23 protein-coding genes are annotated in these 25564 nt (G+C 72.4%); 13 read left to right on the top strand and 10 right to left on the bottom strand.

All coding sequences use genetic code 11. The annotated features are described in order from the left end of the window. Positions 1-9 precede the first annotated feature (9 nt). Positions 10-1587, bottom strand: coding sequence for a FadD3 family acyl-CoA ligase (locus ACQEUU_RS00865; RefSeq protein WP_433058841.1), 1578 nt, complete (start codon positions 1585-1587; stop codon positions 10-12). A 20-nt stretch (positions 1588-1607) separates the two neighbouring features. After that, entirely contained in the window at positions 1608-2420 is an 813-nt protein-coding gene (locus ACQEUU_RS00870; RefSeq protein WP_433058843.1) for an enoyl-CoA hydratase-related protein, read from the bottom strand. A 94-nt stretch (positions 2421-2514) separates the two neighbouring features. On the opposite strand from ACQEUU_RS00870, the gene ACQEUU_RS00875 reads away from it, so the two are divergent. Next, the gene (locus tag ACQEUU_RS00875; RefSeq protein ID WP_433058846.1) at positions 2515-4077 is read left to right on the top strand and encodes a class I adenylate-forming enzyme family protein; all 1563 of its coding nucleotides are present in this window, start codon (positions 2515-2517) and stop codon (positions 4075-4077) included. A 102-nt stretch (positions 4078-4179) separates the two neighbouring features. Then, positions 4180-4968, top strand: coding sequence for a FadR/GntR family transcriptional regulator (locus tag ACQEUU_RS00880; protein WP_433058849.1), 789 nt, complete (start codon positions 4180-4182; stop codon positions 4966-4968). Positions 4969-5022: 54 nt separating this feature from the next. Here the strand turns inward: ACQEUU_RS00880 and ACQEUU_RS00885 are convergent, their stop codons facing one another. From ACQEUU_RS00885 to ACQEUU_RS00900, 4 genes are all read right to left on the bottom strand, one after another. Next, the gene (locus ACQEUU_RS00885) at positions 5023-6066 is read right to left on the bottom strand and encodes an ABC transporter substrate-binding protein (RefSeq protein ID WP_433058852.1); all 1044 of its coding nucleotides are present in this window, start codon (positions 6064-6066) and stop codon (positions 5023-5025) included. Between the two features lie 35 nt (positions 6067-6101). After that, complete coding sequence (locus tag ACQEUU_RS00890) at positions 6102-6962, bottom strand: ABC transporter permease (RefSeq protein ID WP_433058855.1); 861 nt, start codon at positions 6960-6962, stop codon at positions 6102-6104. After that, positions 6959-7738 (bottom strand): ABC transporter ATP-binding protein, encoded by a 780-nt coding sequence (locus ACQEUU_RS00895; protein WP_433058858.1) that lies wholly within the window; start codon positions 7736-7738, stop codon positions 6959-6961. Before ACQEUU_RS00895 ends, ACQEUU_RS00890 begins: the two co-directional genes overlap by 4 nt. Positions 7739-7883: 145 nt before the next feature. Continuing rightward, entirely contained in the window at positions 7884-8600 is a 717-nt protein-coding gene (locus ACQEUU_RS00900; protein ID WP_433058861.1) for an enoyl-CoA hydratase/isomerase family protein, read from the bottom strand. 49 nt (positions 8601-8649) lie between these two features. On the opposite strand from ACQEUU_RS00900, the gene ACQEUU_RS00905 reads away from it, so the two are divergent. Together ACQEUU_RS00905 and ACQEUU_RS00910 are read left to right on the top strand one after the other, a co-directional pair. Then, positions 8650-9057 (top strand): nuclear transport factor 2 family protein, encoded by a 408-nt coding sequence (locus ACQEUU_RS00905; RefSeq protein ID WP_433058864.1) that lies wholly within the window; start codon positions 8650-8652, stop codon positions 9055-9057. 52 nt (positions 9058-9109) lie between these two features. Further along, entirely contained in the window at positions 9110-10642 is a 1533-nt protein-coding gene (locus tag ACQEUU_RS00910) for an AMP-binding protein (protein WP_433058867.1), read from the top strand. A gap of 65 nt (positions 10643-10707) precedes the next feature. Here ACQEUU_RS00910 and ACQEUU_RS00915 read toward each other — a convergent pair whose 3' ends face one another. Both ACQEUU_RS00915 and ACQEUU_RS00920 read right to left on the bottom strand, forming a co-directional pair. Next, the gene (locus ACQEUU_RS00915) at positions 10708-13608 is read right to left on the bottom strand and encodes a hypothetical protein (protein WP_433058869.1); all 2901 of its coding nucleotides are present in this window, start codon (positions 13606-13608) and stop codon (positions 10708-10710) included. Between the two features lie 158 nt (positions 13609-13766). Then, positions 13767-14522, bottom strand: coding sequence for an enoyl-CoA hydratase-related protein (locus ACQEUU_RS00920; RefSeq protein ID WP_433058872.1), 756 nt, complete (start codon positions 14520-14522; stop codon positions 13767-13769). Positions 14523-14615: 93 nt separating this feature from the next. Between ACQEUU_RS00920 and ACQEUU_RS00925 the strand changes: the two genes are divergently transcribed. The 3 genes from ACQEUU_RS00925 to ACQEUU_RS00935 are packed head-to-tail and all read left to right on the top strand — an operon-like array spanning position 14616 to position 17549. After that, positions 14616-15638 (top strand): acyl-CoA dehydrogenase family protein, encoded by a 1023-nt coding sequence (locus ACQEUU_RS00925; protein WP_433058875.1) that lies wholly within the window; start codon positions 14616-14618, stop codon positions 15636-15638. 2 nt (positions 15639-15640) lie between these two features. Beyond that, positions 15641-16765, top strand: coding sequence for an acyl-CoA dehydrogenase family protein (locus ACQEUU_RS00930; RefSeq protein WP_433058877.1), 1125 nt, complete (start codon positions 15641-15643; stop codon positions 16763-16765). A 46-nt stretch (positions 16766-16811) separates the two neighbouring features. Then, positions 16812-17549, top strand: coding sequence for a VOC family protein (locus tag ACQEUU_RS00935; RefSeq protein ID WP_433058880.1), 738 nt, complete (start codon positions 16812-16814; stop codon positions 17547-17549). A gap of 17 nt (positions 17550-17566) precedes the next feature. On the opposite strand, the gene ACQEUU_RS00940 is transcribed toward ACQEUU_RS00935, so the two are convergent. Further along, the gene (locus ACQEUU_RS00940; RefSeq protein WP_433058882.1) at positions 17567-18850 is read right to left on the bottom strand and encodes an acyl-CoA dehydrogenase family protein; all 1284 of its coding nucleotides are present in this window, start codon (positions 18848-18850) and stop codon (positions 17567-17569) included. Further along, the gene (locus tag ACQEUU_RS00945; protein WP_433058885.1) at positions 18847-19635 is read right to left on the bottom strand and encodes an enoyl-CoA hydratase/isomerase family protein; all 789 of its coding nucleotides are present in this window, start codon (positions 19633-19635) and stop codon (positions 18847-18849) included. Before ACQEUU_RS00945 ends, ACQEUU_RS00940 begins: the two co-directional genes overlap by 4 nt. 74 nt (positions 19636-19709) lie before the next feature. Between ACQEUU_RS00945 and ACQEUU_RS00950 the strand changes: the two genes are divergently transcribed. From ACQEUU_RS00950 to ACQEUU_RS00975, 6 genes are read left to right on the top strand one after another with little or no spacing between them, the layout of a single operon-like run. Then, complete coding sequence (locus tag ACQEUU_RS00950; protein WP_433058887.1) at positions 19710-20984, top strand: hypothetical protein; 1275 nt, start codon at positions 19710-19712, stop codon at positions 20982-20984. Next, a complete protein-coding gene (locus tag ACQEUU_RS00955) occupies positions 20981-22219 on the top strand; it encodes a CaiB/BaiF CoA transferase family protein (RefSeq protein WP_433058890.1) in 1239 nt (412 codons plus the stop codon). Before ACQEUU_RS00950 ends, ACQEUU_RS00955 begins: the two co-directional genes overlap by 4 nt. After that, entirely contained in the window at positions 22216-23421 is a 1206-nt protein-coding gene (locus ACQEUU_RS00960) for an acyl-CoA dehydrogenase family protein (protein WP_433058893.1), read from the top strand. Before ACQEUU_RS00955 ends, ACQEUU_RS00960 begins: the two co-directional genes overlap by 4 nt. Positions 23422-23440: 19 nt before the next feature. Next, positions 23441-24232, top strand: a complete 792-nt coding sequence (locus ACQEUU_RS00965; protein WP_433058896.1) for an enoyl-CoA hydratase/isomerase family protein — start codon at positions 23441-23443, stop codon at positions 24230-24232. A 43-nt stretch (positions 24233-24275) separates the two neighbouring features. Continuing rightward, positions 24276-25031: a 3-oxoacyl-ACP reductase FabG gene (gene fabG / locus ACQEUU_RS00970; protein ID WP_433058899.1), complete on the top strand. Its 756-nt coding sequence runs from the start codon at positions 24276-24278 to the stop codon at positions 25029-25031. Continuing rightward, positions 25031-25489 (top strand): MaoC family dehydratase, encoded by a 459-nt coding sequence (locus tag ACQEUU_RS00975; protein ID WP_433058906.1) that lies wholly within the window; start codon positions 25031-25033, stop codon positions 25487-25489. The genes fabG and ACQEUU_RS00975 overlap by 1 nt, the downstream gene beginning before the upstream one ends. The last annotated feature ends 75 nt before the right edge of the window (positions 25490-25564 follow it).

Consider the following 25564-nt stretch of genomic DNA (forward strand, 5'->3'; position numbering starts at 1 on the left):
TGACCAAGGTCAGAGCGCGGCGCGCAGGTCACGCCTGAGCACCTTGCCGCTGGCGTTGCGGGGCAGCTCGTCGACGAACTCGACCGTACGGGGGACCTTGAAGTTGGCCAGCCGCTCCCGCACCCACGCGATGATCTCCTCGCCGGTGGCCTCGGCGCCGTGGCGGCGCACCACATACGCTCTGGCCACCTCGCCGAGCCGGACGTCCGGCACGCCGATCACCGCCACCTCCGAGACGGCCGGATGGCGGGCGAGCGCCTGCTCGACCTCGGCGGGCGAGACGTTGAACCCGCCGACGAAGAAGAGGTCCTTGATCCGGTCGGTGATCTTGAGGTTGCCGTCGGCGTCCAGCGTGCCGACGTCGCCCGAGTGCAGCCAGCCGCCGGGGTCGATCGCCTGCGCCGTGGCGTCCGGGTCCTCCCAGTAGCCCGGCGTGACATTGGCGCCGCGGATCAGCACCTCGCCTGGCTCGCCCGGCGGCAGGTCACGCCCCTCCGCGTCCACGACCCGCAGCTCGATGCCGGGCAGCGCGCGTCCGTTGGTGCGGGCGATCACGCCGGCGGAGTCGCCCTGACGGCACATGGTCGCGGTGCCGAAGCACTCGGTCATCCCGTAGGCGGTGATGAAGTGCTCGAACGGCAGCTCGGAACGGGCCCGCTCGACCAGCGCCACCGGCACCACCGCCGCGCCCGTGGCGGCCACGCGCAGCGACCCGAGATCGCGCGAAGCACGCTCCGGGCTCTCCAGCAGCGCGTAGTAGACGGTGGGCGGCCCGTTCATGACCGAGACGCGGACGGACTCGATGATCCGCAGCACCTCCGCCGGGTCGAACACGGGCAGCGGCACGATCGTCAGCCCGTTCATCAGGCTCGTGATCATGCCGGCCTTGTTGCCGCCGGTGTGGAAGAACGGCAGCGACACCAGGTAGCGGTCGCCGGGCCGCAGCCCCCAGATCCGGCCGTACGACGCGTACAGGTCCAGGCAGGCGCCGTGCGGGATGGTCACGCCCTTGGCCCGCCCGGTGGTGCCGGAGGTGAAGATGATCTCGCTCAGGTCGTCCGGGTCCACCGCCAGCGCGGTCTTCCTGGCGGTCTCTTCGCTCACCGCCGCGCCCCCGGCCAGGAAGTCCGCCCAGCCCAGCCCGTCGCCGCCGTCCAGCATGTCGACGACCGCGAGGCCGTCGAGCGCGGGCTCGTCCTCGTCGCGCTCTCGTAGCGCTGCCGCGTAGTCGTAGCCGAGGAAGCCGTTGTCCAGGAAGACGGCCGTGGCCCTGACCCGGCCCAGGATCTCGCGGGCCTCCCGGCCGCGGTAGCGGGTGTTGAGCGGGACCACGGTGGCGCCGGCGCAGTGCAGGCCCAGCGAGGCGACCACCCAGCGGTGGGTGTTGGGCGCCCAGATGCCCACCCGGTCGCCGGGCCTGACGCCGAGCGCGATGGCGCCGCGCGCCACCTCCAGCGCTCTGGCGAGCAGCTCCCGGTACGTCAGCTCGGTCCCGCCGTCGACCACCGCCTGCCGGTCGGCGAACCTCTCGGCCCCGGCCATCAGCATGCGCGGCACGGTACGCTCCATCGACCCCTCGGTCTTCATCGACCCCTCCTCCACGGCGGTCACCTCCCGGTGAACTTCGGCTCGCGCTTGTCCACGAAGGCGCCCAGGCCCTCGCGGAAGTCCTGGCTGCGGGAGGAGATCTCCAGCGCGAACGCCTCGGCGGGCAGCTGCTCGGCCAGCGCGGCGTCGGCGGCCTGGTTGATCAGGGCCTTGGTCAGGCCCAGCGCCACCGTCGGCCCCGCCGCCAGCCGCGCGGCGAGCTCACCCGCCACCTCGCCCGCCAGGCCCGGCTCGACGACCTCGTGCACGATCCCCCACGCGCTCGCCGTCGCGGCGTCGAGCCGCTCGCCGAGCATGAGCAGGCGGCGGGCGCGCAGCGGGCCGACCGCGCGGGCGGTCAGCCAGGTGGCGCCGCTGTCGGGCGTCATCCCCCGGGTGATGAACGGCTGCCAGAAGGTGGCCGTGGTGTCGGCGACCACGAAGTCGGCGGCCAGCGCGAGCTGGAACCCGATCCCGACCGCGTACCCGGTGACCGCGCACACCACCGGCACCTGCAGCCCGCACAGCTGCGGGATCAGCCGGTGCGCCTGGGACGGCAGCCGCCGCTGGATCGCGCCGGGGCGCGGCCTGCCGCCGGAGCCCGCGTTGCGCGCCACGATGTCGAAGCCGCTGCAGAAGTCGCGGCCCTCGCCCGACAGGAGGACGGCGCGTACCCGCTCGTCGTTCTGGGCCAGCTCCAGGGCGTCGATGACGCCGCGCATGGAGCGGTCGTTGAGCGCGTTGCGCCGGCGCGGATCGTCCAGGCGCAGGGAGAGCACACCCTCCGACAGTCCCGTGACCAGGCCTTCGACGGCCGGATACTCGCTATGCATACAAGCATTATAAAGATGCACTCTTAGGCCCCGTCAGCCCTACCTGTAGATGTTACTATCTTTGTAATGATTGCGTTTCATGGAGAGGACGCAGATGAGCACGAGCGTTCCACGGGGGGACGGGCAGGCCGCCGGGCCGGCCGGGCGATCGCTGACGGAGCTCCTCGATGAGCTGCCCGCGCTCGACGAGGCCACCGTCGTGCATTCGACCAGCAGCACCATGACCCTGGCCGAGCTGCGCGCCGCCGTGTCCCGGGTCGCCGACGAGCTGGTACGCGCCGGCGTGCGGCCCGGCCATCCGGTCGGGGCGCTCGTCGGGTCGGGCGCCTCGGGCGTGGTCGCGATGTTCGCGGCCTGGCGGGCCGGGGCCGTCTACATGCCGGTCAACCACCGCATGACGGGCCACGAGGTGACGGCCCTCATCGACGACACCCCCGTCTGCCTGATCCTGGGCACCGCCGCCGACCTCGACGGGCGCGACGGCGGCATCGGCGTCGTGGAGTTCGACGAGACCACCTGGAACGCCCGCACCCGCAGGCCCGTGGCGGCCGACGCGACCACCTACGACGGCGACATCGCCCTGGTGCTGCGCACGTCGGGCACGACGGGCAAGCCCAAGGCGGTCCTGCTGCGCCACGACGGCACGCTGGACGCGCTCGACGCGAGCCTGCGCAAGCTGCGCCGGCGCGACAGCGGGCCCCGCGAGCCGCGGGCGAGGCTCCGGGTCAACCTGATCCCGCTCTCCCTGGCGCTGTGGGCCGGGATCTTCAACACGCTCTTCTCGTTCCGCGCCGGGTTCGGCGTGGTGCTGCTCGACCGGTTCACGCCGGAGGAGTTCGCCCGCGCGGTGCGCGAGCACGGGCTGACGTCCACGGTGCTCGCCCCCGCCATGATCACGATGCTGACCGACGACGACGGGCTCGACAGCCTGGAGCCGCTGCAGATCGTGCGCTCCATCACCGCGCCGCTCTCCCCGGCCGTCGCCCAGCGCTTCCACGACCGCTACGGCGTCCTCGTGCTGAACTCGTACGGGCAGACCGAGCTGGGCGGCGAGGTCGTCGGCTGGACGATCGAGGACATCCGGAACTACGGCACCGAGAAGCTCGGCGCGGCCGGCCGCCCCTACGACGACGTGGACGTGCGCATCCTCGACGAGCACGACCGCGACCTGCCCCCGGGCGAGCCGGGCCACATCCACATCCGCTCGCCGTACCGCATGCGCGGGTACGCGGTGGCGGGCGACGAGGACGCCGACCGGATGCTCGACGGCTTCCTGCGCACCGGCGACGTGGGCCGGCTCGACGCCGACGGGTTCCTGTGGATCGAGGGCCGGGTCAGCGACATGATCAACCGGGGCGGCCTCAAGATCTTCCCCGACGAGGTGGAGGAGGTGCTGCGTCGCCATCCGGGGGTGCGCGACGCGGCCGTCGCGGGCGTGCCCGACCGACGCCTCGGCGAGGTGCCCTGCGCGTGGATCGTCCCCGCCGACGGCACGATGGACGCCGAGGCGCTGGCCGCCTGGTGCCGCGAGCATCTGGCCCCGTACAAGGTGCCGGTGTCGTTCGTCGCCATCGAGGCCATGCCGCGCAACGACGTGGGCAAGGTGCTGCGCCGTGAGTTGCGGGTCGGGACGCCGCCTCGGGAAGTTATGCTGTGATCCCAATGATTGTATGATTGACAACGGCGTGTCACGCGGCGTTGCGAGCGCCGGTCCGGCGCTCGGTCCGTTCCCTGTAACCATAGGAGAGAAGAGGCACGCGTGCGACAGCTACGACAGCCGCGTCTCGCCGAGATCGTCGCCGCGAAGCTGCGCGACGACATCCTCTCGGGCCGGCTCACCGAGGGGGACAGCCTGCCGAGGCAGGAGCACCTCTTCACGGAGTTCCGCGTGAGCCTGCCGGCCGTGCGCGAGGCGATGCGCATCCTGGAGACCGAGGGCCTGGTGTCCGTGCGCCGCGGCAACGTCGGCGGCGCGGTCGTCCACCTGCCCACGCCGCAGCGCATCGCCCGCACGATCAGCATGGTGCTCCAGACCCGCCGCACCACCCTGTCCGACGTGAGCGGCGCGCTGCTCAGCCTGGAACCGACCTGCGTGGCGCTCTGCGCCGCGCGCCCCGACCGGGCCGAGACCACCGTGCCCGAGCTGCGCAAGGTCCTGGCCGAGCAGCATGAGGCGTTCGACGACCCGGAGCAGTTCCCCCGGCTGGCCCGTCGCTTCCACGAGAAGATCGTCGAGACCTGCGGCAACGAGACCATGATCGTCATCATCGGCTCGCTGGAGCTGATCTGGACCGCTCACGAGTCCACGGTCTGGGGCGACGTCCAGATGGGCGACGACACCGACTCCCCGATGGCGCGCAAGTCGCTCCGGGCGGCCCTGCGCGACCACGAGAGGATCGTCGACGCCATCGAGGCGGGCGACGGGGCGCGCGCCGTCAAGCTGGCGACCGCCCACCTCGACGCCACCCGCAGCTCCAGCCTCGGCGCCGCGCAGAACGACCTGGTCAACACCGACCTGCTCGACAACATCGACTACGGCACGCGCTGACCTCACACGAGAACGGCCGCCGGTCCTCCCGGCGGCCGTTCTCGCGTTCGCGCCTCAGCCCTGACCGAGCGCCTCCACCCGGAGCGTGTCGTCCACGAGCTCGGCCGGCGGGATGACCTCGGTGTAGGTGAGCGTCCCCTTCACCTTCATGAACATGTTCTGCATCTCCGTCAGCGTCTGCTCGTTGATGGCGAGGGTGCTGTCGAAGGCGTACAGGCCGCCGCCGCTGATCGTGTTCTCCGGCACCTTCATGAAGTCGGCCAGCATCTTGACGATCTCGGCGTCCTTGCGCCAGTCACCCTCGAACCGCTTGACCGCGCAGGCGTTCGCCTTGAGGAAGCTCACTCCCGCCTCCCGGTCGGCCTTGAGCAGCTTCGGGCCGTACATGATGCCGGCCGTGGTGCTGCTCCCGTACGCCTTCTTCGAGTCGACCAGCGGGTGGGCCACGTCCTGGTCGACGGCCTTCTGCGTCTCGGGCGCGAACAGCAGCGCGGCCTCCACGCCGCCGTTCTTGAGCGCGGGCACCATGTCGGAGCCGCCGAGCGGGACCAGCTCCACGTCGGAGAAGGTCAGCCCACCGGCCTCCAGCGACTTGCCCAGCAGGTAGGAGGTCGCCGAGCCGACGGTGCCGAGCAGGGCCACCCGCTTGCCCTTCAGCTCCTCCACCGACTTGATCGACTTGGTGGCGAACAGGCCGCTCGGCGCGGCCTCGCCCTCCGGCGTGTTCACCGAGCCCAGCGAGGCCACCATCTTGAGCTCGGCGCCCTTGGCCACCTGGTTGAACATGCCGGCCGACGGCGAGCCGACGTAGACGTCGAGCTTGTCGGTGGCCAGGAAGGCGATGGCGTCGGCCGGGTTCTTGATGGGCTCGAACTCGATCGTCAGGCCCGCGTCGCGGTAACACCCGAGGGCGTCGGCGACGAACGCCGGGCCGAGTGAGGTGCCGGAGATGTAGCCGACTTTGAGCGTGCGGGTGGTGTCAGTGGCGGACGTGCCGCTCTCCTCCTCCTCGGCGCCGCAGGCGGTCAGCGCGAGGGCGAGGACGGGGAGGGCGAGCGCGGCCATGACGCGCCTGCTCAACGAGAGCCGTGCGGTCACGGGTCGTTCCTTTCGATCGGCCGGTGCGGGGGAGATCACCGGTTCCAGGGGGTGAGCAGCCATTCGACGCCCCGCAGCACCAGGCCGAAGACCACGCCGATCAGCGAGATCGACACGATGCCCACGTACATGTGCTCAGGGACGCCGAGGTTCCACGAGTTCCACACGAGGAAACCCAGGCCCGCGTCGGCGGCGACGAACTCGGCGCCGACGATGACGATGACGGCCAGGCCGGACGCGATCCGCATCCCGGTGAGGGTCTGCGGCAGCGCGGCCGGCAACGTGATGTGGCGGAGGGTGGCCCAGCGCGAGGCGCCGGCCGAGCGGCCCACGTCGTGGTAGCGGGACGAGACCCCGCCGACCGCGTCGATGGTGTTGATCAGTACGACGAAGAAGCAGGTCAGCGCGACCAGCAGGATCTTGCTCGTCTCGCCGAGGCCGAAGATGAGCAGCAGCAGCGGCAGGATCGCCAGCTTCGGCACCGTGTAGAGCGCGGAGATCGTGGGTTCGAGCGCCACCCGGACCAGCCGGATCGAGCCGATCACCATGCCGAGCGCGACCGCGCTGAGCGTGCCGAGAAGGTAGCCCGAGACGATGCGGCCCAGGCTGGCCAGCACCGACTCCTGGTAGACGCCGTTGGCCACGAGGTCGGCCCAGGAGGCGGCGATCTCGGTGGGCGGGGGGAAGTAGTTGCTCTCCAGCACCCCGGCGCCGGCCAGGATCTGCCACAGCCCGAGGAGCGCGACCGGCACCAGGACCGCCAGGCCGCGCTCGAGGAGAGTGCGGCGCCGGGCGTACCCGCGGGGGTCGAGCTCGGCCGGCCCGGGGGCGATCGTCCGCCAGTCGCCGGCGTCCTGCGCGGCGGCGGAATCGTGTTCGCGGGTGACGGGGCTCATGCGGGCTGGAGTTCCCTTCGCAGTCGGTGCCAGATCTCGTCGCGCAGAAGGGCGAAGTCGGGCGAGGCGCGGATCTCGTCGGGGTCGCGCGGCCGGGCGAAGGGCACGTCGATCACCGTGGCGATGCGGCCGGGCCGCGCGCTCATCACCGCGATCCGGTCGCCGAGCAGCAGCGCCTCGTCGATCGAGTGGGTGACGAAGACGACCGTGTTCTGGTTCGCCTGCCACAGCTCCAGCAGCTTCTCCTGCAACAGCAGGCGGAGCTGCGCGTCGAGCGCGGCCAGCGGCTCGTCCATGAGCAGCGTCTCGGGCTCCACGGCGAGGGCCCTGGCGATGGCGACGCGCTGCTTCATGCCGCCGGAGACGGTGTCCGGGTAGGCGTTCTCGAAGCCGGACAGGTCGAGCTGGGCGAGCCAGTGATCGGCGATCTCCTTGGCCCGGGCCCGCCGGACCCCCGCCTGCAGCAGCGGGAAGATGACGTTCTCCCTGATCGTCTTCCACGGGAAGACGGAGTAGTCCTGGAAGACCACCGCCGACAGCGACCGCGACGGGTCGTCGTGCCGTATTTTGATCGTGCCGCTGGACGGCCGCTCCAGCCCCGCCATCACCCGCAGCAGGGTCGTCTTGCCGCATCCCGAAGGGCCGAGCAGGCACAGGAACTCGCCGTCGTGCACGTCCAGCTCGATCTCGTCGAGGGCGCGGACGGAACCGGAGGCACCGGAGAAGACCTTGCCGAGCTGCCGCACGGCGATCTTCACGGGCTGTGGAGGCGGCATGGTGAACGCCTTTCCCGAGCACTGCGTCGTAGCTGATCTAAAGATCAATCATTAATAAGATACGGAACGAGACAGGAAGCGACAAGGCCGTTGCCGCAGTTAAGGCCAAGCCGTAATCTTCCGGGCTCACGGGCGACGCGGGGCCTCATCCGTTCAGGACCTCGTCCGACACCTTCGACTCGATCCCGTACGCGTCCGCGAGCGTGCCGCGCACGCCCGCGCCCACGGCGCGCTTAATCCCGCGCACCGCGACCGCCGGGTGGCCGGCGATGAGCTCGGCCAGGTCGAGCGTCCGGTCCAGCGCGGCCCCCTCGGGCACCACCTCGCCGACGAACCCCCACTCCCGCATCCGATCCGCGCCGAACCGCTCGCCGGTGAGCATCACCTGCATCGCCGCCGGATAGCCGATCTGCCGGGGCAGCCTGGCCACCGACCCGCCGCTCGCGATGAACCCGTGCCGGACCTCCGGCAGCGCGAACAGCGCCGACTCCCCGGCGATCCGGATGTCCGCGGCGCCGGCCAGCTCCATCCCGGCGCCGAAGCAGACGCCCTCGATCGCGGCCAGCACCGGGACCTCCAGCACCACGTCCCGCAGCAGCGCGTGGTGCACGTCGGCCCACACGTCAGCGGCCGGCTCTCCCCCGCGGATCGCGGCGGCCACGTCACCGGAGAACGTCGCCAGGTCGGCGCCGGAGGAGAAGTCGCTCCCCCCGGTCACCACGACGGCCCCGGTCCCGGCGGGCACCGACCGCCACGCGGCGGCCAGCGCGCGGAAGCCCGCGAGGTCCAGCGCGTTGCGGCGGGCGGGGCGGTCGAGCGTGACGAGGCGGACGCGCGGCCGGGGCTCGGACACGTGGATCATGGACACTCTCCTCTTATGATTTACATCATTGAAATGATAAGGTTCGGCAATGGTCGACACCAGCCACGCCGAGGACGAGGTCCTCATCCGCTCCCTCATCGGGCTCGCCGCCCACCTCGCCGACGAGGGCGAGCCGGACGACTACCGCGTGCTCTACACCGCCGACGCCACCTGGAGCTTCGGCGGCAGCACCCAGCACGGCGCGGACGAGATCGTCGCCGCCACCCGGCAGCGCCGCGCCGAAGGCGTCAGCGGGCCCGGCACGGCCACCCGCCACCTGGTGGTCCCGCTGCACGTGACCGTCACCGGCGACACCGCCAACGCCGTCTCCTACTTCCTGTTCTTCGGCGACACCACCGGCACCCCGGTCGTCCGGGTCTTCGGCGTCTACACCGACGAGCTCGTCCGGACCCCCGAAGGCTGGCGGATCCGCAGCCGGACCAGCCGAGCGGGATGACCTTTGTGGGGGTTTCGGTAATGATGTCCTCTACGCGAGAGGACCGCTCAGCATGACCACGACGATCGAGACGCTGCTGGCAGCCGCGGCCGAGGACGCCGCGCACGTTCCCGCGCTGCTGTGTGAGGGCGAGTCGGTGACCTACGCCGAGCTGCACGCGCGCGTGCGCGAGGGCGCCGCCGCCTGGCGGGCCCACGGCCTGCGCCCCGGCGACCGGGTCGCCTGCTGGGCCGCGAACACGATCGACTGCACCGTCGCCATGCTCTCCGCCATCGTGGCCGGAGGCGTCCTGGTCCCGCTCAACCCGCGCTACACGGTCTCCGAGGTGGCCGCGATCCTGCCCCGGGTCTCCCCCCGCTTCCTGGTCGCCCCCGGCCTGCTCGCGGGACGGCGGCTGGCCGCCGAGGCGCTGCCGGTCGCGGGCGACGCCCGGGTGGTCGCCCTCGGCCCCGAGGCGCCCGGCGGCGCGGTGAGCTGGGACGAGTTCCTGGCCGGCGCCGCCCAGGAGCAGGACGGGACGCCGGGGGAGATCATCGCCATCCAGTTCACCTCCGGCACCACCGGGAAGCCCAAGGGCGCGGTGCTCCGGCAGGCGCCGATGCTCACCACCGCCCGCACCTGGGCCGAGGTCGTGGGACTCGGCCGCGGCGACGTCTACCCGGTGACCTATCCGCTCGCCCACATCGGCGGGTTCAAGACCGGCCTCCTGTCCCCCTTCCAGGCGCGGGCCACCGCGGCGCTGATCCCCGTGGTGTCGGCCGAGTCCATCGCCGAGATCGTCCGCACGCTGCCGGTCGCCGTGCTCAACGCCCCGCCCGCCGCGCAGCAGTACGTCGTCGCGGCCCGCCGCAACGGCGGGATCCCCGGCGAGCTGTCCATCCGCGTGGCGGTCATCGGGTCCGCGATCGTCCCGCCCGCTCTCGTACGGGACCTCAAACAGGAGCTCGGGGTCGGCGACGTCGTCATCGGCTACGGGCTGACCGAGGCGACAGGCGTCTGCACCATGACCCGCCGCGGCGACCCGCTCGACCTGGTGTGCGACACGATCGGCCGGCCCATCGACGGCGTCCGGGCGCGGATCTGGGCGCCCGGCGCGACCGGCGCGCCGGTGGTGGGCGAGATCGAGGTGACCGGCTCCAACGTCATGGCCGGCTACCTCGACGACCCCGAGGCCACGGCCGAGGTGATGCGCGACGGCTGGCTCCGTACGGGCGACCTGGGCTGGATCGGCGACGACGGCTACGTGCGGATCGCCGGCCGGGCCAGGGACATGGTCATCGTGGGCGGGTTCAACGTCTACCCGGCGGAGGTCGAGCACGTCCTCGCCGACCATCCCGCGGTCGCGGACGCGGCGGTGGTCGGCGTGCCGGACGACCGGCTCGGCGAGGTGACCGCGGCCTTCGTGGTCGCCTCGGGAGAGCTGGACGAGAGCGAGCTCCTCACCTGGTGCCGGGAGCGGCTGGCCAACTTCAAGGTGCCCAGGCGCGTCTGGATCCTCGACGAGCTGCCGCGCGGCGCGGTCGGCAAGATAGCCAAACCGCGCCTCCAGGAGCTCGCCGTGGACCTGCTCCGCGAGCCGGGCTGACCGGGTACGTCGACGTCCGGGCCGGGCGATCACCCCGGCCTGGACGCGACCCGGTCACTGATCGGCTACGACGGCTGACCCTGGACCTGGGCCTTCTCGACGAGGGCCCTCAGGCGCGCCGCCTCGTCGGAGTCGCCGATCCGGCCCAGCTCGAACCCCTTGGCGAGCGACGTGAGGCGCCAGGCGGGAAGCACCGCCGCCGCACGGCACAGCCCTCCGACCGTGGTGCGGTCCACGCTGAGGACTTTCTTCCCTGACCCCGCCGGCGGAGGCGGCATGGCCGGGCCCTTGTCGAGGGCCACGTCGAGGGTCCTTCCCTTGAGCAGCGAGAACAGCTCGCCGGCGAGATAGCGCTGGGTCTCGATCGTGACGCCGCCCGTCCGCTTCGCGAAGAACTCGCCGAGCAGCGGCACCAGGCCGTCTTTGTGGAAACCCACGTTCTGGACCGCGAACACGCAGTACGAGGCCGCGATGTTGGTGCGGTACCGGTTGACGCCCGCGTCACTTCTGACCCCGTCCAGAGCCGTCAGATGCTCCCGCACCGCCTCCAGCGTCAGCCGGTCGAGATCGACCGGCCTCTGACTCGGCTTGTCCGCGCCGGGAGGCGTGCTGGTGGCCAGGTGGCCGAACGCGTAGAAGCACTCGACCATCGTCTCCTTGGGCTCGTGGCCGGGGTTGATGCGGACGTACCACGCCTCCTGCTGCTTCTCCGGAGGCGCCCCCCACGGCCCCGGGATCCTGCCGACGTACGACGTCCGCAGGAACGAGAAGCTGTCGCGCCAGTCGATCAGGGCGAGCTTGCCGAAGAGGGTGTCGACCTTGCCGGTGGACGTCGCGCGCAGGAGCAGGGGGATCCCTTCCACGTAGGTGGTCCCCTGACTCTGGTCCATCCGGTCGATCGGCCAGCAGAACTCGTCCACGAACTTCGCGTTCCCGGCGGCGCTCTCCACCAGTGCCAGCTCGTCACGGTGCCCGTGCCTGAGCATGTGGATCACGAGCTGTCCCTCGTCGTGCCTGGCGAGATCGAGTGCGATGCCCTGCAGCAGCGCCTCGGCCCGCGCGTACACGGATTCGAGGTTGCCCTGCTTCGACAGCAGCGTGAGATCACCGGCGGCCACCTTGCCGGTGCCGAACGAGGCGTACTTCTGGTAGCTCTTGCACAGGAAGACCTCCAGCCTGCCGGCGGCGATGTCCTCCTTCAGTCCGTCGAGGATGACGTCGAGCCGGCCCCTGCCGCCGGTCGACCTGGGCGCGAGCTGGATGGTGGTGTCGATGATCAGCACGCACGGCTTCGCGTCCCCCTTCCGCGCCGTCAGGGCCTCGCGCACCGCGGCCACGAGCACGTCCGGCGACGGCGCGGAGTACGGCGCGCTCGGGTTCAGCGTCGCGACCAGGACGTCCTGGTGCGGCGTCAGCGTGTCGCCCACTCTGAGTCTTCTGAGGAGTTCGCCGGTCTCGAAGTAGTCGATCTGCTCGGTGGAGCGCGAGACCTGCTCGTGCCCCCGCCAGGACAGCGCGATCCACAGCGCCGTCCCGAGCGCTTCCATGCCGCTGGTCGTGAGGTAGCTGGTCAGCTGGACCTGCCCCTGCTCGACCGGCGTCGCGATGCTCGGCGCGCGTTCCAGCAGGACCTGCCGCACCACGTGCCGGTAGTCGGGCTCATAGTAGTTCTGGGCCACGGCGACCACGATGGCGATCTCGTCCATCATGAGGTCGACCGCGCGCAGCGCCACCGTGGGGTTGTGCTGGTTCGCCACGAGGATGTCGAGGAGCCGGCCCAGCGAGCGCAGCGCGTTGGCGGTCAGCGCGTCGGCGCGCTTCGGGCCGAACTCGTCGGTCAGGCCCAGGACGAGGTGCTCGACCATGGCGCACACCGGAGCCGGCTCGGTCTTCTGGCGCGCCATCTCCTGTAGGCGGGCGAACGGGCTGCCGGTGATGAGTGCCACGAGATCGGCCCAGGTGTCGACGGTGGGGTCGGCCGGGGGATCCTGCTTGCCCGTGTCCATGAGCTCGTAGAGCTGGTAGGCCGACGGCGTCGCGCCGAGCTCCTGGAGGATCGACTTCCAGGCGATGTCCGCGAAGGCGGAGGTGCCGCTCAGCACGCTGACGCCCGTCCGTCCTGCGACCGGTTTGATCCTGAGCCCGGCCACCACCTTCGGGTCCACCATCATCGCCAGCTTCTCCAGCACGCGCGGGCTGTTGACGAGGATGCCGTCCGGGTCCGGCAGGACGTTGCCCAGTCGGGTCAGGAACTTCTGCAGGGTGTCGACGTAGTTCGTGCGCCAGTAACTGGCCGCGAGCTCGTTCTGGGCCGACAGGCCCTGCTCCTTGTCGCGCTGGGTCTTCGCCGCCCGGAAGCCGATCTGCTCGACGAGGTGCTCCTGCTTCGTGCCCTTCACCGTCGGTGCGAGCTCGGCGCGGCGCTCCTGTGAGTACGTCGTCGGCCTGCCGTTGATGGAGTCGACGAGCTCCGCCGCCTTCCGGAGATGGCCCATCGATGAGGCGTCGTGCTCGTCGGCGATGCGATCCGCGAGCCTGGCCAGGTCGGCATCGGCGAGGTCGAGCGCCTCCAGCGTCAGCGGGTCGTGGCCCCCCGGGGTCGTCTCGGGGAGCGCGTCGAGCTCCTTCGGCCGCAGGACGTCGAGGTAGTGCGCCACGTCCTCGTGCTGCGGGGCCGGCTTCTGCGCGGGTGTGCGCACCGTCGGGTGGGCCAGGCGGGTCGCCGCGGTCGCCTTCATGAAGCCGTGGGCGACCTCGCCCATCAGTTGGGCCGCGATGAGCCGGGACTTCTCGCTGCGTTCGGCCGCCGAGCGCTCGGCCAGCTTCTCGGCGATGAGCTTCACGGATCCGAGCGCCGCGGGCGCCTTCATCCCCGCCAGCGCCTTCGCCACCGCCTTGGCCGTGGTCTGGTCGGGCTTCGCGACGAACTCCTGCCAACCCGCGGGCAGCACAGGCTCGCTCGACATTACCGACATGCTTCCTCCCCTTGTCCCATGCGCTGGGACGGACAGATGACGGTGGGCCCCCACCCGATGCTCGATGCCAGGCCGACCCGCGTCAATCCGTTCGGCCACAGATTGTGGAACGTGACAACGCCTGTCCGCCCTTCGCCCGCGGCCCGGGGTCAGCGGCGGCGGACCCGGTCGCGGAGAGCCTCGACGGCCGCGGTGAACGCCGGTTGGCGCATGGACCAGTCCTGGGCGAGCTGTTCGACGTCGGCGGCCATCCGGGGGTCGGTCAGCGAGCGGCTGAGGCGCATGGTGGCCTTCGCGCGGCGCACCGCGTCCGGGGAGCGCCCCGCCACCCGGGCCGCCATGCGGCGCGCCACGTCCATCAGCTCGCCGTCCTCGACGCAGCGCCAGATCAGGCCGCGCCGTTCCGCCTCCTCAGCCGTCAGCGCGTCGCCGAAGAGCACCATCGCCGCCGCGCCCTGCCGCCCGACGCGCTGCTCCATCCGCCACAGGTGGCCGCCGCCCGGGTGGATGGCCAGGTCGAGGAAGCGCGGGTCGAACGTGGCGCTCCTGGCCGCCACCACCACGTCGCACGCCAGCGCGAAGCTCACGCCCGCTCCGATCATCGGGGCGTGCACCGCGGCCAGCACGGGCATCGGCAGCGCGGCCAGCGCGTCGAACCCGCGGTAGACGGCGGTCGGGTCGTCCGCGGGCGTGAGGAGCGCGTCCATGTCGCCGCCCGAGGAGAAGACCGGCCCGTTGGCCCGGAGCACGACGGCCCGCACGTCCCCGCCGAGCCCCGCGCACGCCTCGGCGAGCTGCCGGACCAGCACCGGGTTCAGGCTGTTGCGCCGCCGGACGTCGTCCAGGGTGATCCACGCGACGTGGTCCTCCACCTCGACGACCACGGCACTCCGGTCATCTGCCATCGCTTCCTCCTTCGTTCGTTGCCGCACGGGCGGCCGGGTCCTATAATGACCTCTATCCTTTATAAGATAAAAAAGATAGACCCTCGGAGTGGCATGGAGATCGAGCTCACCGCCGAGCAGCGGGCCTTCCGCGAGTCCTGCGGCAAGCTGGCCGCCGACCTGGCGTCCCGCTGGCACCGCGGCCGCGGCCCGCACGACGTCGGCCCGTCCGCGCCCGACGAGACCTCCTGGTCCCGCGTCGCCGAGGCCGGCTGGCTCGCCATGCGGCTGCGCGAGGAGAACGGCGGGGCCGAGGCTGGCGCCGTCGACATGATGATCCTGGCCGAGCAGCTCGGCTACCACGCTGTCGCCGCGCCCGTCCTGGGCACCGTCATCGCGGCCGAACAGCTCCAGTCCTGGGGCGCGCCGTCCGCGCTGCTGGAGGAGATCGCCGAAGGCGCCCGCCGCCTCGCCCCCGCACTCACCCCTGATCTGACGACCCTCGCGGCCGGCCCCGCCGGGGCTCTCGCGTGGGATGCCGCCGGGGCCGAGTTCGCGGTGGTTCCGGCCGAGGGGATGGCGTACGCGCTCGGGGAGCCCGTACCGTTCGCTGATCAGACGCGCGCCGTACGCCCTCTGGGTGAGCCCGCGCGGACCCTGCCCGAGCTGACGCCGCCGGACGGCGAGACGGCCGCGCGGACCTCCGCGTTCACGCTCAGCCTGCTGGTGGCCGACCTGCTCGGCACCATGCGGGCCGCGCTCGACGCGGCGCTCGACCACGCGCGGACCCGCGTGCAGTTCGGCGCGCCCGTCGGCTCGTTCCAGGCCGTGCAGCAGATCCTCGCCGACAGCCACGTGCTCACCGAGGCGTCCATGAGCGCGTGCTGGTACGCCGCCTGGGCCGTCGACGCGCTGCCCGGCGAGGAGGCGCTGCGCGCCGCCCGGGTCGCCAAGGCGTACGCCTCCCGCTCGGCCGTCGAGGTGTGCGAGAACGCCATCCAGGTCTTCGGCGGCATCGGCATGACCTGGGAGGCCCCCGCGCACATCTGGCTGCGCCGCGCCCACGGCGCCCGCGCCGCGTTCGGCGACGAGCACCACCACGAAGCCGTCATCGCCACCGAGTTCTCCGGGAGCTGACCGTGGACTACTCCGACGACCCCGAGGTGGCCGCGTTCCGCGCCGGTCTGCGCGCCTGGCTCCGCGACCACCTCGACGAGCACCGCGACGCCACCGGCTACGAGTCGGCCGAATCCGTCGAAAGCACCCTGCGCTGGCACCGCGCCCTGGCCGCCGCCGGCTACGTGGGCCTGTCCCTGCCCGCCGCCTACGGCGGTCACGGGCTGCCCGACCTGTACGAGGCGGTGCTCAACGACGAACTGGCCACGGCCGGCGCGCCCCCGCCCCCGCCCATCGGCCACATCGCGCACGCCGTCGCCGACTTCGCGAGCGAGGAGCTGAAATCCCGGGTCCTGCCCGGCCTGCTCGGCTGCACCGAAGTCTGGTGCCAGGGCTTCAGCGAGCCCGGCGCCGGCTCCGACCTCGCCTCGCTGACCACAGCCGCCGTCCCCGGCGACGACAGGTTCGTCGTCGACGGCCAGAAGATCTGGACCAGCGGGGCCATGTGGTCACGCTGGTGCCTGCTGCTCGCCCGTACCGAACGCGACCAGCCCCGCCACCGCGGCCTGTCCATGCTCGTCGTCGACATGGAGTCGCCCGGCGTCGACCGGCGCGAGATCGTCCTGGCCAGCGGCAGCCGCGAGTTCGCCGAGGTGTTCTTCGACGGCGTCGAGGTGCCCGCGGCCAACCTGGTCGGCGAGCGCGGCCAGGGCTGGCGGATCGCCATGCACATGCTCTCGTACGAGCGAGGCCCCGCCGACATGGGCTGGGTCGGGCGGCTCGGCCGGGTGCTGGCCGCCGCCCGCGACGACGTCCGCTCCGGCCGCGTCCCCGCCGACGAGCCGCTGCGCCGCCGTCTCGCCGCCGCGTCGGTCGACCTCCAGGTCATGCAGTGGCACGTGGCCCGCTCCCTGGCGAACCGCGACCCCGGCGGATCGGCGGGCTCGGTGGACAAGCTGCTGACCATCCGCGTCGAGCAGAACCTCCACCACGTGGTGGGCGACCTGGCCGGCCCGTCGTTCGTCCTCGGCGACCCCGCCCCGTACGGCGACTACCTGTGGTCCCGCGCCCAGTCGATCTACGGCGGCACCCAGCAGATCCAGCGTCAGATCGTCGCCCAGCGCGTCCTCGGCCTCCCGCGAGGCTGAGAAGCCGGGCTCGGCTCACCCCCCGGGCCGCCCTATGATCGACGGCATGGCGCTGAGACCCGTGCAGGCGAACATCAAGGCTCAGGACGACTCGGCGCTCGGACGGTTCTGGGCGCGGGCGCTCGGCTGGGACGTCTCCAGCGAGGCGCCCGGCGTGACCAACCTCGAACCCCCGGGTTTCCGCCGGCCGGACGCCGCCGCCTTCTCCATCGACCTCGTCGGCGTCCCGGACCCCGAAACGGTGAAGTACCGCGTGCACCTCGACCTCGCCACCACCTCCGCCGCCCATCAGGCGGAGCTGGTCGCGCGGCTGAAGGAGCTCGGCGCGACGCCCGCCGACGTGGGCCAGGGCGACGTCCCGTGGACGGTCCTGGCCGACCCGGAGGGCAACGTGTTCTGCGTGCTGGAGCCCAGGGAGATCTACCGCGACACCGGGCAGATAGCCGCGGTGGTCGTCGACTGCGACGATCCCCGCGTCATGGCCCGGTTCTGGGACGAGGCGCTGGACTGGACCCTGCTCGAGGTCACCGACGACCATGCGCGGCTGCGTTCCGCAGAGGGCGCAGGCCCGTATCTGGAGTTCCTGCGCACGCCCGGCGAGAGGACCTGGTGGAACCGCGTCCATCTGGACCTGCTGCCGATCCCCGTCGAAGATCAGGAGGCGGAGGTGGCCCGGCTGCGGACCCTGGGGGCCACCGCCGCCGATGTCGGGCAGGGCGACGTCCCCTGGAAGGTCCTGGCCGACCCGGAGGGCAACGAGTTCTGCGTCCTCGGGCGAGGCTGAGCCGCCGTGCGGTCGAGTCAGCTGCGCGGCAGGTCGCGCCAGGGCTTGCCGCGGTAAGGGTCGAAGTCCTTGGGCAGGCCGAGGACGCGTTCGGCGATGACGTTCTTGTTGACCTCGGTGGTGCCGCCCTCGATGGTGTTGGCGCGGCTGCGGAGCATGCCGCGGGTCTCGGCGGGCATGGACGCCCAGTACTCGGCCGGGGACGAGACGGTCCCGGACCAGGCGATCGAGGACTCGCCGGAGAGGGTGGCGGCCATCTCCTGGATGCGCTGGTTGAGGTCGGTGCCGTGGACCTTGCCGATGGAGCTCTCGGGTCCCGGGGGCAGGTTGCCCGCCTGGCGGGCACGGACGCGGCGGTTGGTCCAGGTGCGGACCTGTTCCTCGCACCACAGTTCGACGATGCGGGCGCGGGTGAGCGGGTCGTCCCAGCCGCCCGGCAGGCCGGCCTCGGTGCGACGGCGGGCCAGGCGGACGAGGTGGGAGGCGCTGACGCCGCCGATGCGGTCGACGCCGACGGAACCGCCGCCCGACACCATCTGGCGCTCGCCGGCGAGCGTGGCCTGGGCGACCCGCCAGCCGTTGCCGGGGTCGCCGAGCCGGTGCGCGTCGGGGACGCGGGCACCGTCGAAGAACACCTCGAAGAACTCCGCCTCGCCGCCGATGTGCGGCAGCGGCCTGACCTCGACGCCGGGCTGGCGCATGGAGATGAGGAAGTACGTGATGCCCTGGTGCTTGGGCGCGTCCGGGTCGGTACGGGCGAGCAGCACGGCGTAATCGGCCTGGTCGGCCCAGGTGGTCCAGACTTTCTGGCCGTTGACGATCCAGGTGTCGCCGTCTAGTTCGGCCCGGGTGGACAGGGAGGCGAGGTCGCTGCCGGAGCCGGGCTCGCTGAAGAGCTGGCACCAGATCTCCTCGGCCCTGATGATGGGTTTGAGGAAGCGCAGGCGCTGGTCCTCCGTGCCGTGGGCGAAGAGGGCGGGGGCGGCCAGGTTGAGGCCGAGCGGGTTGAGCCGGGGCAGGTGGTAGGGGCGCAGCGCCTCGTCGGCGGCCACGGCGGCCTTGCGCGACCAGCCGAGCCCGCCGTACTCGACCTCCCAGGTGGCGGCGACCAGGCCGGAGGCGCCGAACTCGGGGTACCAGGCGCGGTACTCCTCGCGGGTGCGGACGGTGCGGACTGCGCGCGGGCCGCCGCGCTCGCCGGCTTCGCGCCAGGCGGCGGGCAGGTGGGCGGCGATCCAGGCGCGGGCGGCTTCGACGGCTTCGCCGGGGGTGACGTCCGGGCCGGTGGGCAGTGTGGTCATGGGTGGACCTCCCCGTCGGGGTGATGACTTGCGTCCTGGCTGTGGCCGGCGTCGAAAGGCCCTGCTTCGAAAGGCCCGGCGCTCTGACGGGCCGCCTCCGAGGCCGCCGTGCGGCCGAGTTCCTGGGCGCGCCAGAGGGCCTGCTTGAGCGCACGGGCGTGTGCGGGGTCGGCGCGGGCGACGGTCTCGGCCACCCGCTGGGCCGCGTCGCGCAGCGCGTCGGGCTCGACGACCTCGCTGACCAGCCCGAGCTGGTGCGCCCGCGCCGCGCCGAGCCGTTCGTGGGCACCGATCAGCGCGAGCCGGGCGGCGGCGGTGGCCGGTATGCGGCGCACCAGGCCGATCGCCTCCCAGGCGCTCACCTGGCCGACGCTGACGTGCGGGTCGAGGAAGGTGGCGGTGGAGGCGGCGAGCACGATGTCGGCGTCGACCACGAAGTGCAGCCCGCCGCCGGCGCAGACGCCGTTGACCGCGGCCACGACGGGGGTCCTGACGCCGAGGTGCCAGCCGGTCAGCTGCAGGTCGCCGGCGCGGGTGCGGCGGCTGGACTCGCGCAGGCTGGCGGGGTCGCGGGCGAGCGCGGCCATGTCGAGCCCGGTCTGGAAGGCCCGGCCGCGGCCGGTGACGACGATGCAGCGCACGTCGTCGTCGGCGTCCAGCTCGCGCCAGGCGCGCGGCAGCTCGGCCATCATCGCGGCGTCCATGGCGTTGCCGGCGCGCGGCCGGTCGAACTCCAGCCATCCGACCGGGCCGCGGCGCTCGACCGCCAGCGTCTCGTACGCCATCCGACCCCCTGTTCCCTCTGCCATAGTTATATATAAGATAGCAAAGAAAAGGCGAGAGAAGGCGGACAGGTTACATGGCTCCGACGGAAGAGAAGACCCGCCCCCGGATCACGGACGAGGGGGTGGAGGCGCTCCGGGCACGCATCGGCATCCCCCAGCCCAACCCCGTCCCGCCCCACTACCTCAGTCCCGGCACCGACGCGTTCCGGATCGTGGCTCGCTCGTACGGCGACGACAACCCGTTGTGGTGCGACCCCGGCCACGCCGCCCGCTCCCGCTGGGGGCAGCCGATCGCCCCGCCGCCGCTGGTCGGCGGCGACAGCCTGATCGGCGAGGACGTGCTCACCGAGGCCGACCTGGCCCGGCAGGACGAGGTCAGGGGCGACCCGCTGCGCGGCGTGCACGCCTTCTACTCGGCCTGCGAGCGCGAATGGTGGAACCCGCTCCACGCGGGCCGGACGGTGCACCGGCGCAACGCGCTGGTGGGCGTGCTCGACAAGCCCAGCGAGTTCAGCGGCCGGGCCGTGCACGAGTGGAACGCCAACGTCTTCGCCACCGCCGACGGCCTCCCGCTGGCCGGCCAGTACCGGCTGATGATCCGTACCGAGCGTGACGAGGCGCGCAAGCGCAAGAAGTACGACGACGTCGCGATCGAGCCGTGGACCGAGGAGAAGATCGCCGAGATCGACGCCCAGTACGCCGCCGAGCGGGCGCGCGGCGCCGAGCCGCGCTGGTTCGAGGACGTCGAGGAGGGCGAGGCGATCACCCCCCTGGTCAAGGGGCCGCTGACGGTGACCGACATGGTGTGCTGGCACACCGGCATGGGGATGGGCGTGTACGGGGTCGCGCCGCTGCGGCTGGGCCACCGCAACCGGCAGCGCATCCCCCGCTTCTACCACCGCGACGACCTGGGCGTGTGGGACGCGATGCAGCGGGTCCACTGGGATCCCGAGTTCGCCCGGCGCTCCGGCAACCCGACCACGTTCGACTACGGGCGGATGCGCGAGACGTGGATGATCCACGCCTGCACCGACTGGATGGGTGACGACGCCTGGCTGTGGCGGATCCGGGTGGAGTTCCGCAAGTTCAACTACGTCGGCGACGCCCAGTGGATCACCGGCACGGTGGTGCGCAAGCACCTCATGGAGGACGGCAACGGCGTCCACCCGGCGGTGGACCTGGAGCTGGCCGCCACGAACCAGCGCGGCGAGGTCACCGCGCCGGCCACGGCCACCATCCTGCTGCCGAGCCGCGAGCACGGCCCCGTCACCCTGCCCGCGCCGATGGGCGGGGCGACCACGCTCGACGAGTCGCTGCAGGCCGCGATCCGGCACTTCTCCCGCACATGACCAGGCCGCTCGACGGCCTGCTGGTCGTCTCGATGGAGCAGGCCGTCTCCGCCCCGTACGCCACCCGGCAGCTCGCCGACCTCGGCGCCCGGGTGATCAAGGTGGAGCGGCCCGACGGCGGCGACTTCGCCCGCGCCTTCGACACCCACGCCAACGGCACCGGGGCGCACTTCGCGTGGGCCAACCGGAACAAGGAGTCGCTGGCCGTCGACGTCAAGAAGCCCGGCGGCCGGCGAGTCGTCGGCGAGCTGCTGGCCAGGGCCGACGTGTTCACGCACAACCTGGTCCCGGGCGCCGCCGCCCGGCTGGGCCTGGACGGCGCCTCGCTGCGCGCCCTCCACCCGCGCCTCGTGGTCTGCGAGATCTCCGGCTACGGCACCGGCGGGCCCTACGACGGGCGCAAGGCGTACGACCTGCTCGTCCAGGCGGAGTCCGGGCTGACGGCGATCACCGGCAGCCCGGAGGAGCCGGTCAAGCCGGGCATCTCGGTGGCCGACATCGCGGCGGGCATGTTCGCCTTCTCCAGCGTGCTGGCGGCGCTGCTGCGGCGGGCGAGCACCGGCGAGGGGTGCGTGCTGGAGGTGTCCATGCTGGACGCGATGGCCGACTGGATGGGCTACCCGCTGGTGGTGCGCAGGCACGGCACCCAGCCCGCGCTCGCGCCGGGGATGAGCCATCCGGCGATCGCGCCGTACGACGCCTACCGGGCGGCCGACGGGCGGCTGGTGACGGTGAGCGTGCAGAACGACCGCGAGTGGGCCAAGCTGGCCACGACGGTGCTGGGGCGGCCGGAGCTGGCCGGCGATCCCCGGTACGCGACCAACCAGGCCCGCGTGGCGCACCGCGACGCGATCGACGCCCTGGTGGCCGGCGCGATCGGGGCGATGGACGCCGACCGCGCCGTGGCGGCCCTGCACGCCGCCGGGATCGGCTGCGGGCTCGTCAACGACCTGGCCGCGGTCGTCGAGCATCCCCAGCTCGTGGCCCGCGACCGCTGGCTGACGGTGGACGCGCCGGCCGGGCCGGTCGCCGCCCCGCTCCCGCCGCCGGTGACCGCCGCCTGGCAGCCGCCCGCCGGCGCGGTGCCGGGGCTGGGCGAGCACACCGAGGCGGTGCTGCGGGAGCTGGGGTACGAAGCGCCGGCCATCGCGAAGCTGCGCGACGAGGGCGCCGTACGGATGAGTGAGGACGTGCGGACGAGCGAGGACGTGCGGACGAGTGAGGAGAGGCCGTGACCGTTACCTCCGAAGAGGACCTCGAAGAGTTCCGCGAGAGCGTGCGGGGCGCGCTGTCGCAGGTCAGCACCTCGGCCCGGGTCCGGGCGGCGATGTTGACCGCGAGCGGGCACGACGAGCCCACCTGGCGCGCCCTGGTCCAGCTCGACCTGCCCGGCCTGATGCTGCCGGAGCGGTGCGGCGGGAGCGGGCTCGGCGCGGCGGAGTTCGCCGTGGCCGCCGAGGAGTGCGGGGCCTGGCTGGCCTGCTCGCCGCTGTTCGGCACCGCGACGCTGGCCGTGCCGCTGCTGCTCGCGCTGGGCGACGAGGCCGCGCTCGGCGCGTACGGGCCGCGCATCGCCAGCGGCGAGCTGACCGCCACCGTGGCGCTGGCGGAGGCCGGCGCGCGCTGGGACGTCGCGGCGGTCCGCGCCACCGCCCGCCGTGACGGCGACGGCTGGCGGCTGCACGGCGTCAAGACCCACGTCGTGGACGGCGCCACGGCCGGCCTGCTCCTGGTCGTGGCGAACACGCCCGACGGTCCCGGCGTGTTCGCGGTCGAGCGCGGCGCGGCTCCGGCCGGGGGCACGGACGGGCACGGCGCGGGCCCCGGCGCGGACGGGGAGGGCGACGCGCGTCCTGGCGGGTCCGCGGGTTCGCGAGACGTGCCAGGGATGGTCGTGGAGCCGCTCGTCACGCTGGACCTGACCAGGAAGATGGCGCGGATCTCGTTCGACGGCACGCCGGCCGTGCTCGTCGGGCCGGTCGGCTGCGCGGACGCGACGGCCGCGGCCGCCGACGTGTCGCGCGCGCTGCTCGCCGCCGAGCAGACCGGGGTCGCGCAGCGCTGCCTGGACCTGACGGTCGAGTACGCGAAGACGCGCATCCAGTTCGCCCGCCCGATCGGCTCTTTCCAGGTGGTCAAGGAGCGGCTCGCCGACGCGCTGATCAAGGTCGAGTCGGCGCGCTCCGCCGTCTACACCGCCACCCGCTCGGACGGCCGGGCGCTCGCCCGCGACTCGCGGGTCGCCGCGCTCATGGCGGGCAGGGCCGCGTCCTGGGTCACCGCCCAGACGATCCAGCTCCACGGCGGCGTCGGCTTCACCTGGGAGCACGACGCCCACCTGTACTTCAAGCGGGCGCGTACGAGCGCTCACCTGCTCGGGGAGGCGGGCGAGCACGTGGCCGCGCTCGCCGGGGCGCTCGAGCGCGAGATCGTCTGAACACGAGAGGGACATCGGCATGACGTACGAGACCATCAAGGTGGAGCGGCACGGCCGCGTCGGCTGGCTGATCAACGCCCGCCCCGCGGTGCTGAACGCGATGAACAACGCGATGCGCGACGAGCTGGCCGAGGCGTGGCTGGAGCTGGACCGCGACCCGTCGGTCCGGGTGATCGTGCACACCGGTGAGGGCCGCGCCTTCCAGACGGGGGCCGACCTGTCGGAGGTGGCGAACGACGGCGTGGGCATGCAGCGGTACCAGGACAGCCTGATGAACTTCGACCTGCACTTCACCTCCTGGCACCAGAACGTCACCAAGCCGGTCATCGCCGCCGTGAACGGGATCTGCGCGGGCGGGGGGCTGCACTTCGTGGCCGACGCCGACATCGTGATCGCCGCCTCGGACGCCACGTTCTTCGACCCGCACGTCAGCGTCGGCCAGGTGACCGCGATCGAGATGATCGGGCTGGCGAAGAAGATCCCGTTCGAGGCGGTGATGCGGATGGCGCTGGTCGGCTCGTACGAGCGGATGTCCGCCCGGCGGGCGCACGAGCTGGGCCTGGTCAGCCAGGTCGTGGACCCGCCGGAGCGGCTGCGCGAGTCCGCGCAGGAGCTGGCCGAGAAGATCGCCCGCAACTCCCCCGCCGCGATGGCCGCCACCAAGAAGGCCCTGTGGGCGGCGCTGGAGCTGGGGCTGACGGACGCCTGCAAGGTGGGCACCCAGCACCTGGTGGGCATGTGGGGGCATCATGACCAGAGCGAGGGCCCCCTCGCCTTCGTCGAGAAGCGCGAACCCCGCTGGGCCGAGTGAGGCGCGAGCACTGTTGACGCGCCGGGCTGAGAGAGAGATGAGGATGGGTATGGAGATGAACCTGCTCGACGGCCGCGCGGCCGTGGTCACCGGGTCGGCGCAGGGCATCGGCCTGGCGATCGCGACGGTCCTGGCCCGCCACGGGGCGTCGGTGGTGGTCAGCGACGTCAACGCGGAGGGTGCCGAGCAGGCGGCCGCCGACCTGGAGGCGCAGGGTCTCAAGGCCGTGGCGGTGCCGTGCGACGTGACCGACGAGGCGGCCGTCGAGGCGCTGGCCGACGCGTGCAAGAGCGCCTTCGGTTCGCTGGACGTCCTGGTCAACAATGCCGGCATCACCCGTGACGCCACGATGCCGAAGATGACGCTGGAGGACTTCAAGAAGGTGCTGGACGTCCACCTGACCGGGGCCTGGCTGGGCACCCGGGCGGCGGCGCGGATCATGCGGGAGCAGCGCCGGGGCGCCATCGTCAACATCTCCTCCATTTCCGGAAAAGCCGGAAACTTCGGGCAGACGAACTACAGCTCCGCCAAAGCCGGAATGATCGGCCTCACCAAGGCCTCCGCCCGCGAGCTGGCCCGCCACCAGATCCGGGTCAACGCCATCCAGCCCGGCCCGATCCGCACCGCCATGACCGCCGCCATGCCCGCCGAGGCGCTGCAGAAGATGCTCGACAACATCCCGCTGGGCCGCATCGGCGAGCCGGAGGACATCGCCAACGCCGCCCTCTTCCTCGCCTCCGACCTGTCGTCCTTCATCACCGGCATCACGGTGGAGGTCGCCGGCGGGAGGCACATGTGATGCGCGTCTTCACGAGTCTCGACGAGTTCGCCGCGCAGGCCGGGCAGACGCTCGGCACCAGTGACTGGCTGGAGATCGGCCAGGAGCGGGTCGGCACGTTCGCCGACGCCACCGGCGACCACCAGTGGATCCACGTCGACCCGGTACGGGCCGCCGACGGGCCGTTCGGCGCCACGATCGCGCACGGCTACCTGTCGCTGTCGCTGCTGCCGGTCCTGGTGGGCACGATCTACCGCGTCGAGGGCCTGCGGATGGCCGTCAACTACGGGCTGAACAAGGTCCGCTTCCCCAGCCCGGTTCCGGTCGGCTCGCGCGTCCGGGTCACCACGGAGCTGCGGGAGGCGCGGGAGGCTTCCGGCGGCGTCATGGCCGTGCTGGGCTCGACGATGGAGATCGAGGGCGGGAAGAAGCCGGCCGTGGTGGCCGAGACGATCACGCTCTACTACCCGCAGGACTGAATGGGGCCCGCCCCCTCCGCAGCGCAGTGGACGGAGGGGGCGGGCGGCGGGCTACCAGCTCTTGAGCGCACGGCG

The sequence above is a fragment of the Nonomuraea sp. CA-218870 genome, assembly GCF_050936535.1.
Classification (GTDB): Bacteria; Actinomycetota; Actinomycetes; order Streptosporangiales; family Streptosporangiaceae; genus Nonomuraea; species Nonomuraea corallina.

Excerpts from the sequence above, each read along its gene's own strand:
- ACQEUU_RS00865 (WP_433058841.1), bottom strand. The coding sequence starts at position 1,587 with ATGAAGACCGAGGGGTCGATGGAGCGTACCGTGCCGCGCATGCTGATG.
- ACQEUU_RS00870 (WP_433058843.1), bottom strand. The coding sequence starts at position 2,420 with ATGCATAGCGAGTATCCGGCCGTCGAAGGCCTGGTCACGGGACTGTCG.
- ACQEUU_RS00875 (WP_433058846.1), top strand. The coding sequence starts at position 2,515 with ATGAGCACGAGCGTTCCACGGGGGGACGGGCAGGCCGCCGGGCCGGCC.
- ACQEUU_RS00890 (WP_433058855.1), bottom strand. The coding sequence starts at position 6,962 with ATGAGCCCCGTCACCCGCGAACACGATTCCGCCGCCGCGCAGGACGCC.
- ACQEUU_RS00895 (WP_433058858.1), bottom strand. The coding sequence starts at position 7,738 with ATGCCGCCTCCACAGCCCGTGAAGATCGCCGTGCGGCAGCTCGGCAAG.
- ACQEUU_RS00900 (WP_433058861.1), bottom strand. The coding sequence starts at position 8,600 with ATGATCCACGTGTCCGAGCCCCGGCCGCGCGTCCGCCTCGTCACGCTC.
- ACQEUU_RS00905 (WP_433058864.1), top strand. The coding sequence starts at position 8,650 with ATGGTCGACACCAGCCACGCCGAGGACGAGGTCCTCATCCGCTCCCTC.
- ACQEUU_RS00910 (WP_433058867.1), top strand. The coding sequence starts at position 9,110 with ATGACCACGACGATCGAGACGCTGCTGGCAGCCGCGGCCGAGGACGCC.
- ACQEUU_RS00915 (WP_433058869.1), bottom strand. The coding sequence starts at position 13,608 with ATGTCGAGCGAGCCTGTGCTGCCCGCGGGTTGGCAGGAGTTCGTCGCG.
- ACQEUU_RS00920 (WP_433058872.1), bottom strand. The coding sequence starts at position 14,522 with ATGGCAGATGACCGGAGTGCCGTGGTCGTCGAGGTGGAGGACCACGTC.
- ACQEUU_RS00925 (WP_433058875.1), top strand. The coding sequence starts at position 14,616 with ATGGAGATCGAGCTCACCGCCGAGCAGCGGGCCTTCCGCGAGTCCTGC.
- ACQEUU_RS00935 (WP_433058880.1), top strand. The coding sequence starts at position 16,812 with ATGGCGCTGAGACCCGTGCAGGCGAACATCAAGGCTCAGGACGACTCG.
- ACQEUU_RS00940 (WP_433058882.1), bottom strand. The coding sequence starts at position 18,850 with ATGACCACACTGCCCACCGGCCCGGACGTCACCCCCGGCGAAGCCGTC.
- ACQEUU_RS00945 (WP_433058885.1), bottom strand. The coding sequence starts at position 19,635 with ATGGCGTACGAGACGCTGGCGGTCGAGCGCCGCGGCCCGGTCGGATGG.
- ACQEUU_RS00950 (WP_433058887.1), top strand. The coding sequence starts at position 19,710 with ATGGCTCCGACGGAAGAGAAGACCCGCCCCCGGATCACGGACGAGGGG.
- ACQEUU_RS00955 (WP_433058890.1), top strand. The coding sequence starts at position 20,981 with ATGACCAGGCCGCTCGACGGCCTGCTGGTCGTCTCGATGGAGCAGGCC.
- ACQEUU_RS00965 (WP_433058896.1), top strand. The coding sequence starts at position 23,441 with ATGACGTACGAGACCATCAAGGTGGAGCGGCACGGCCGCGTCGGCTGG.
- fabG (WP_433058899.1), top strand. The coding sequence starts at position 24,276 with ATGGGTATGGAGATGAACCTGCTCGACGGCCGCGCGGCCGTGGTCACC.
- ACQEUU_RS00975 (WP_433058906.1), top strand. The coding sequence starts at position 25,031 with ATGCGCGTCTTCACGAGTCTCGACGAGTTCGCCGCGCAGGCCGGGCAG.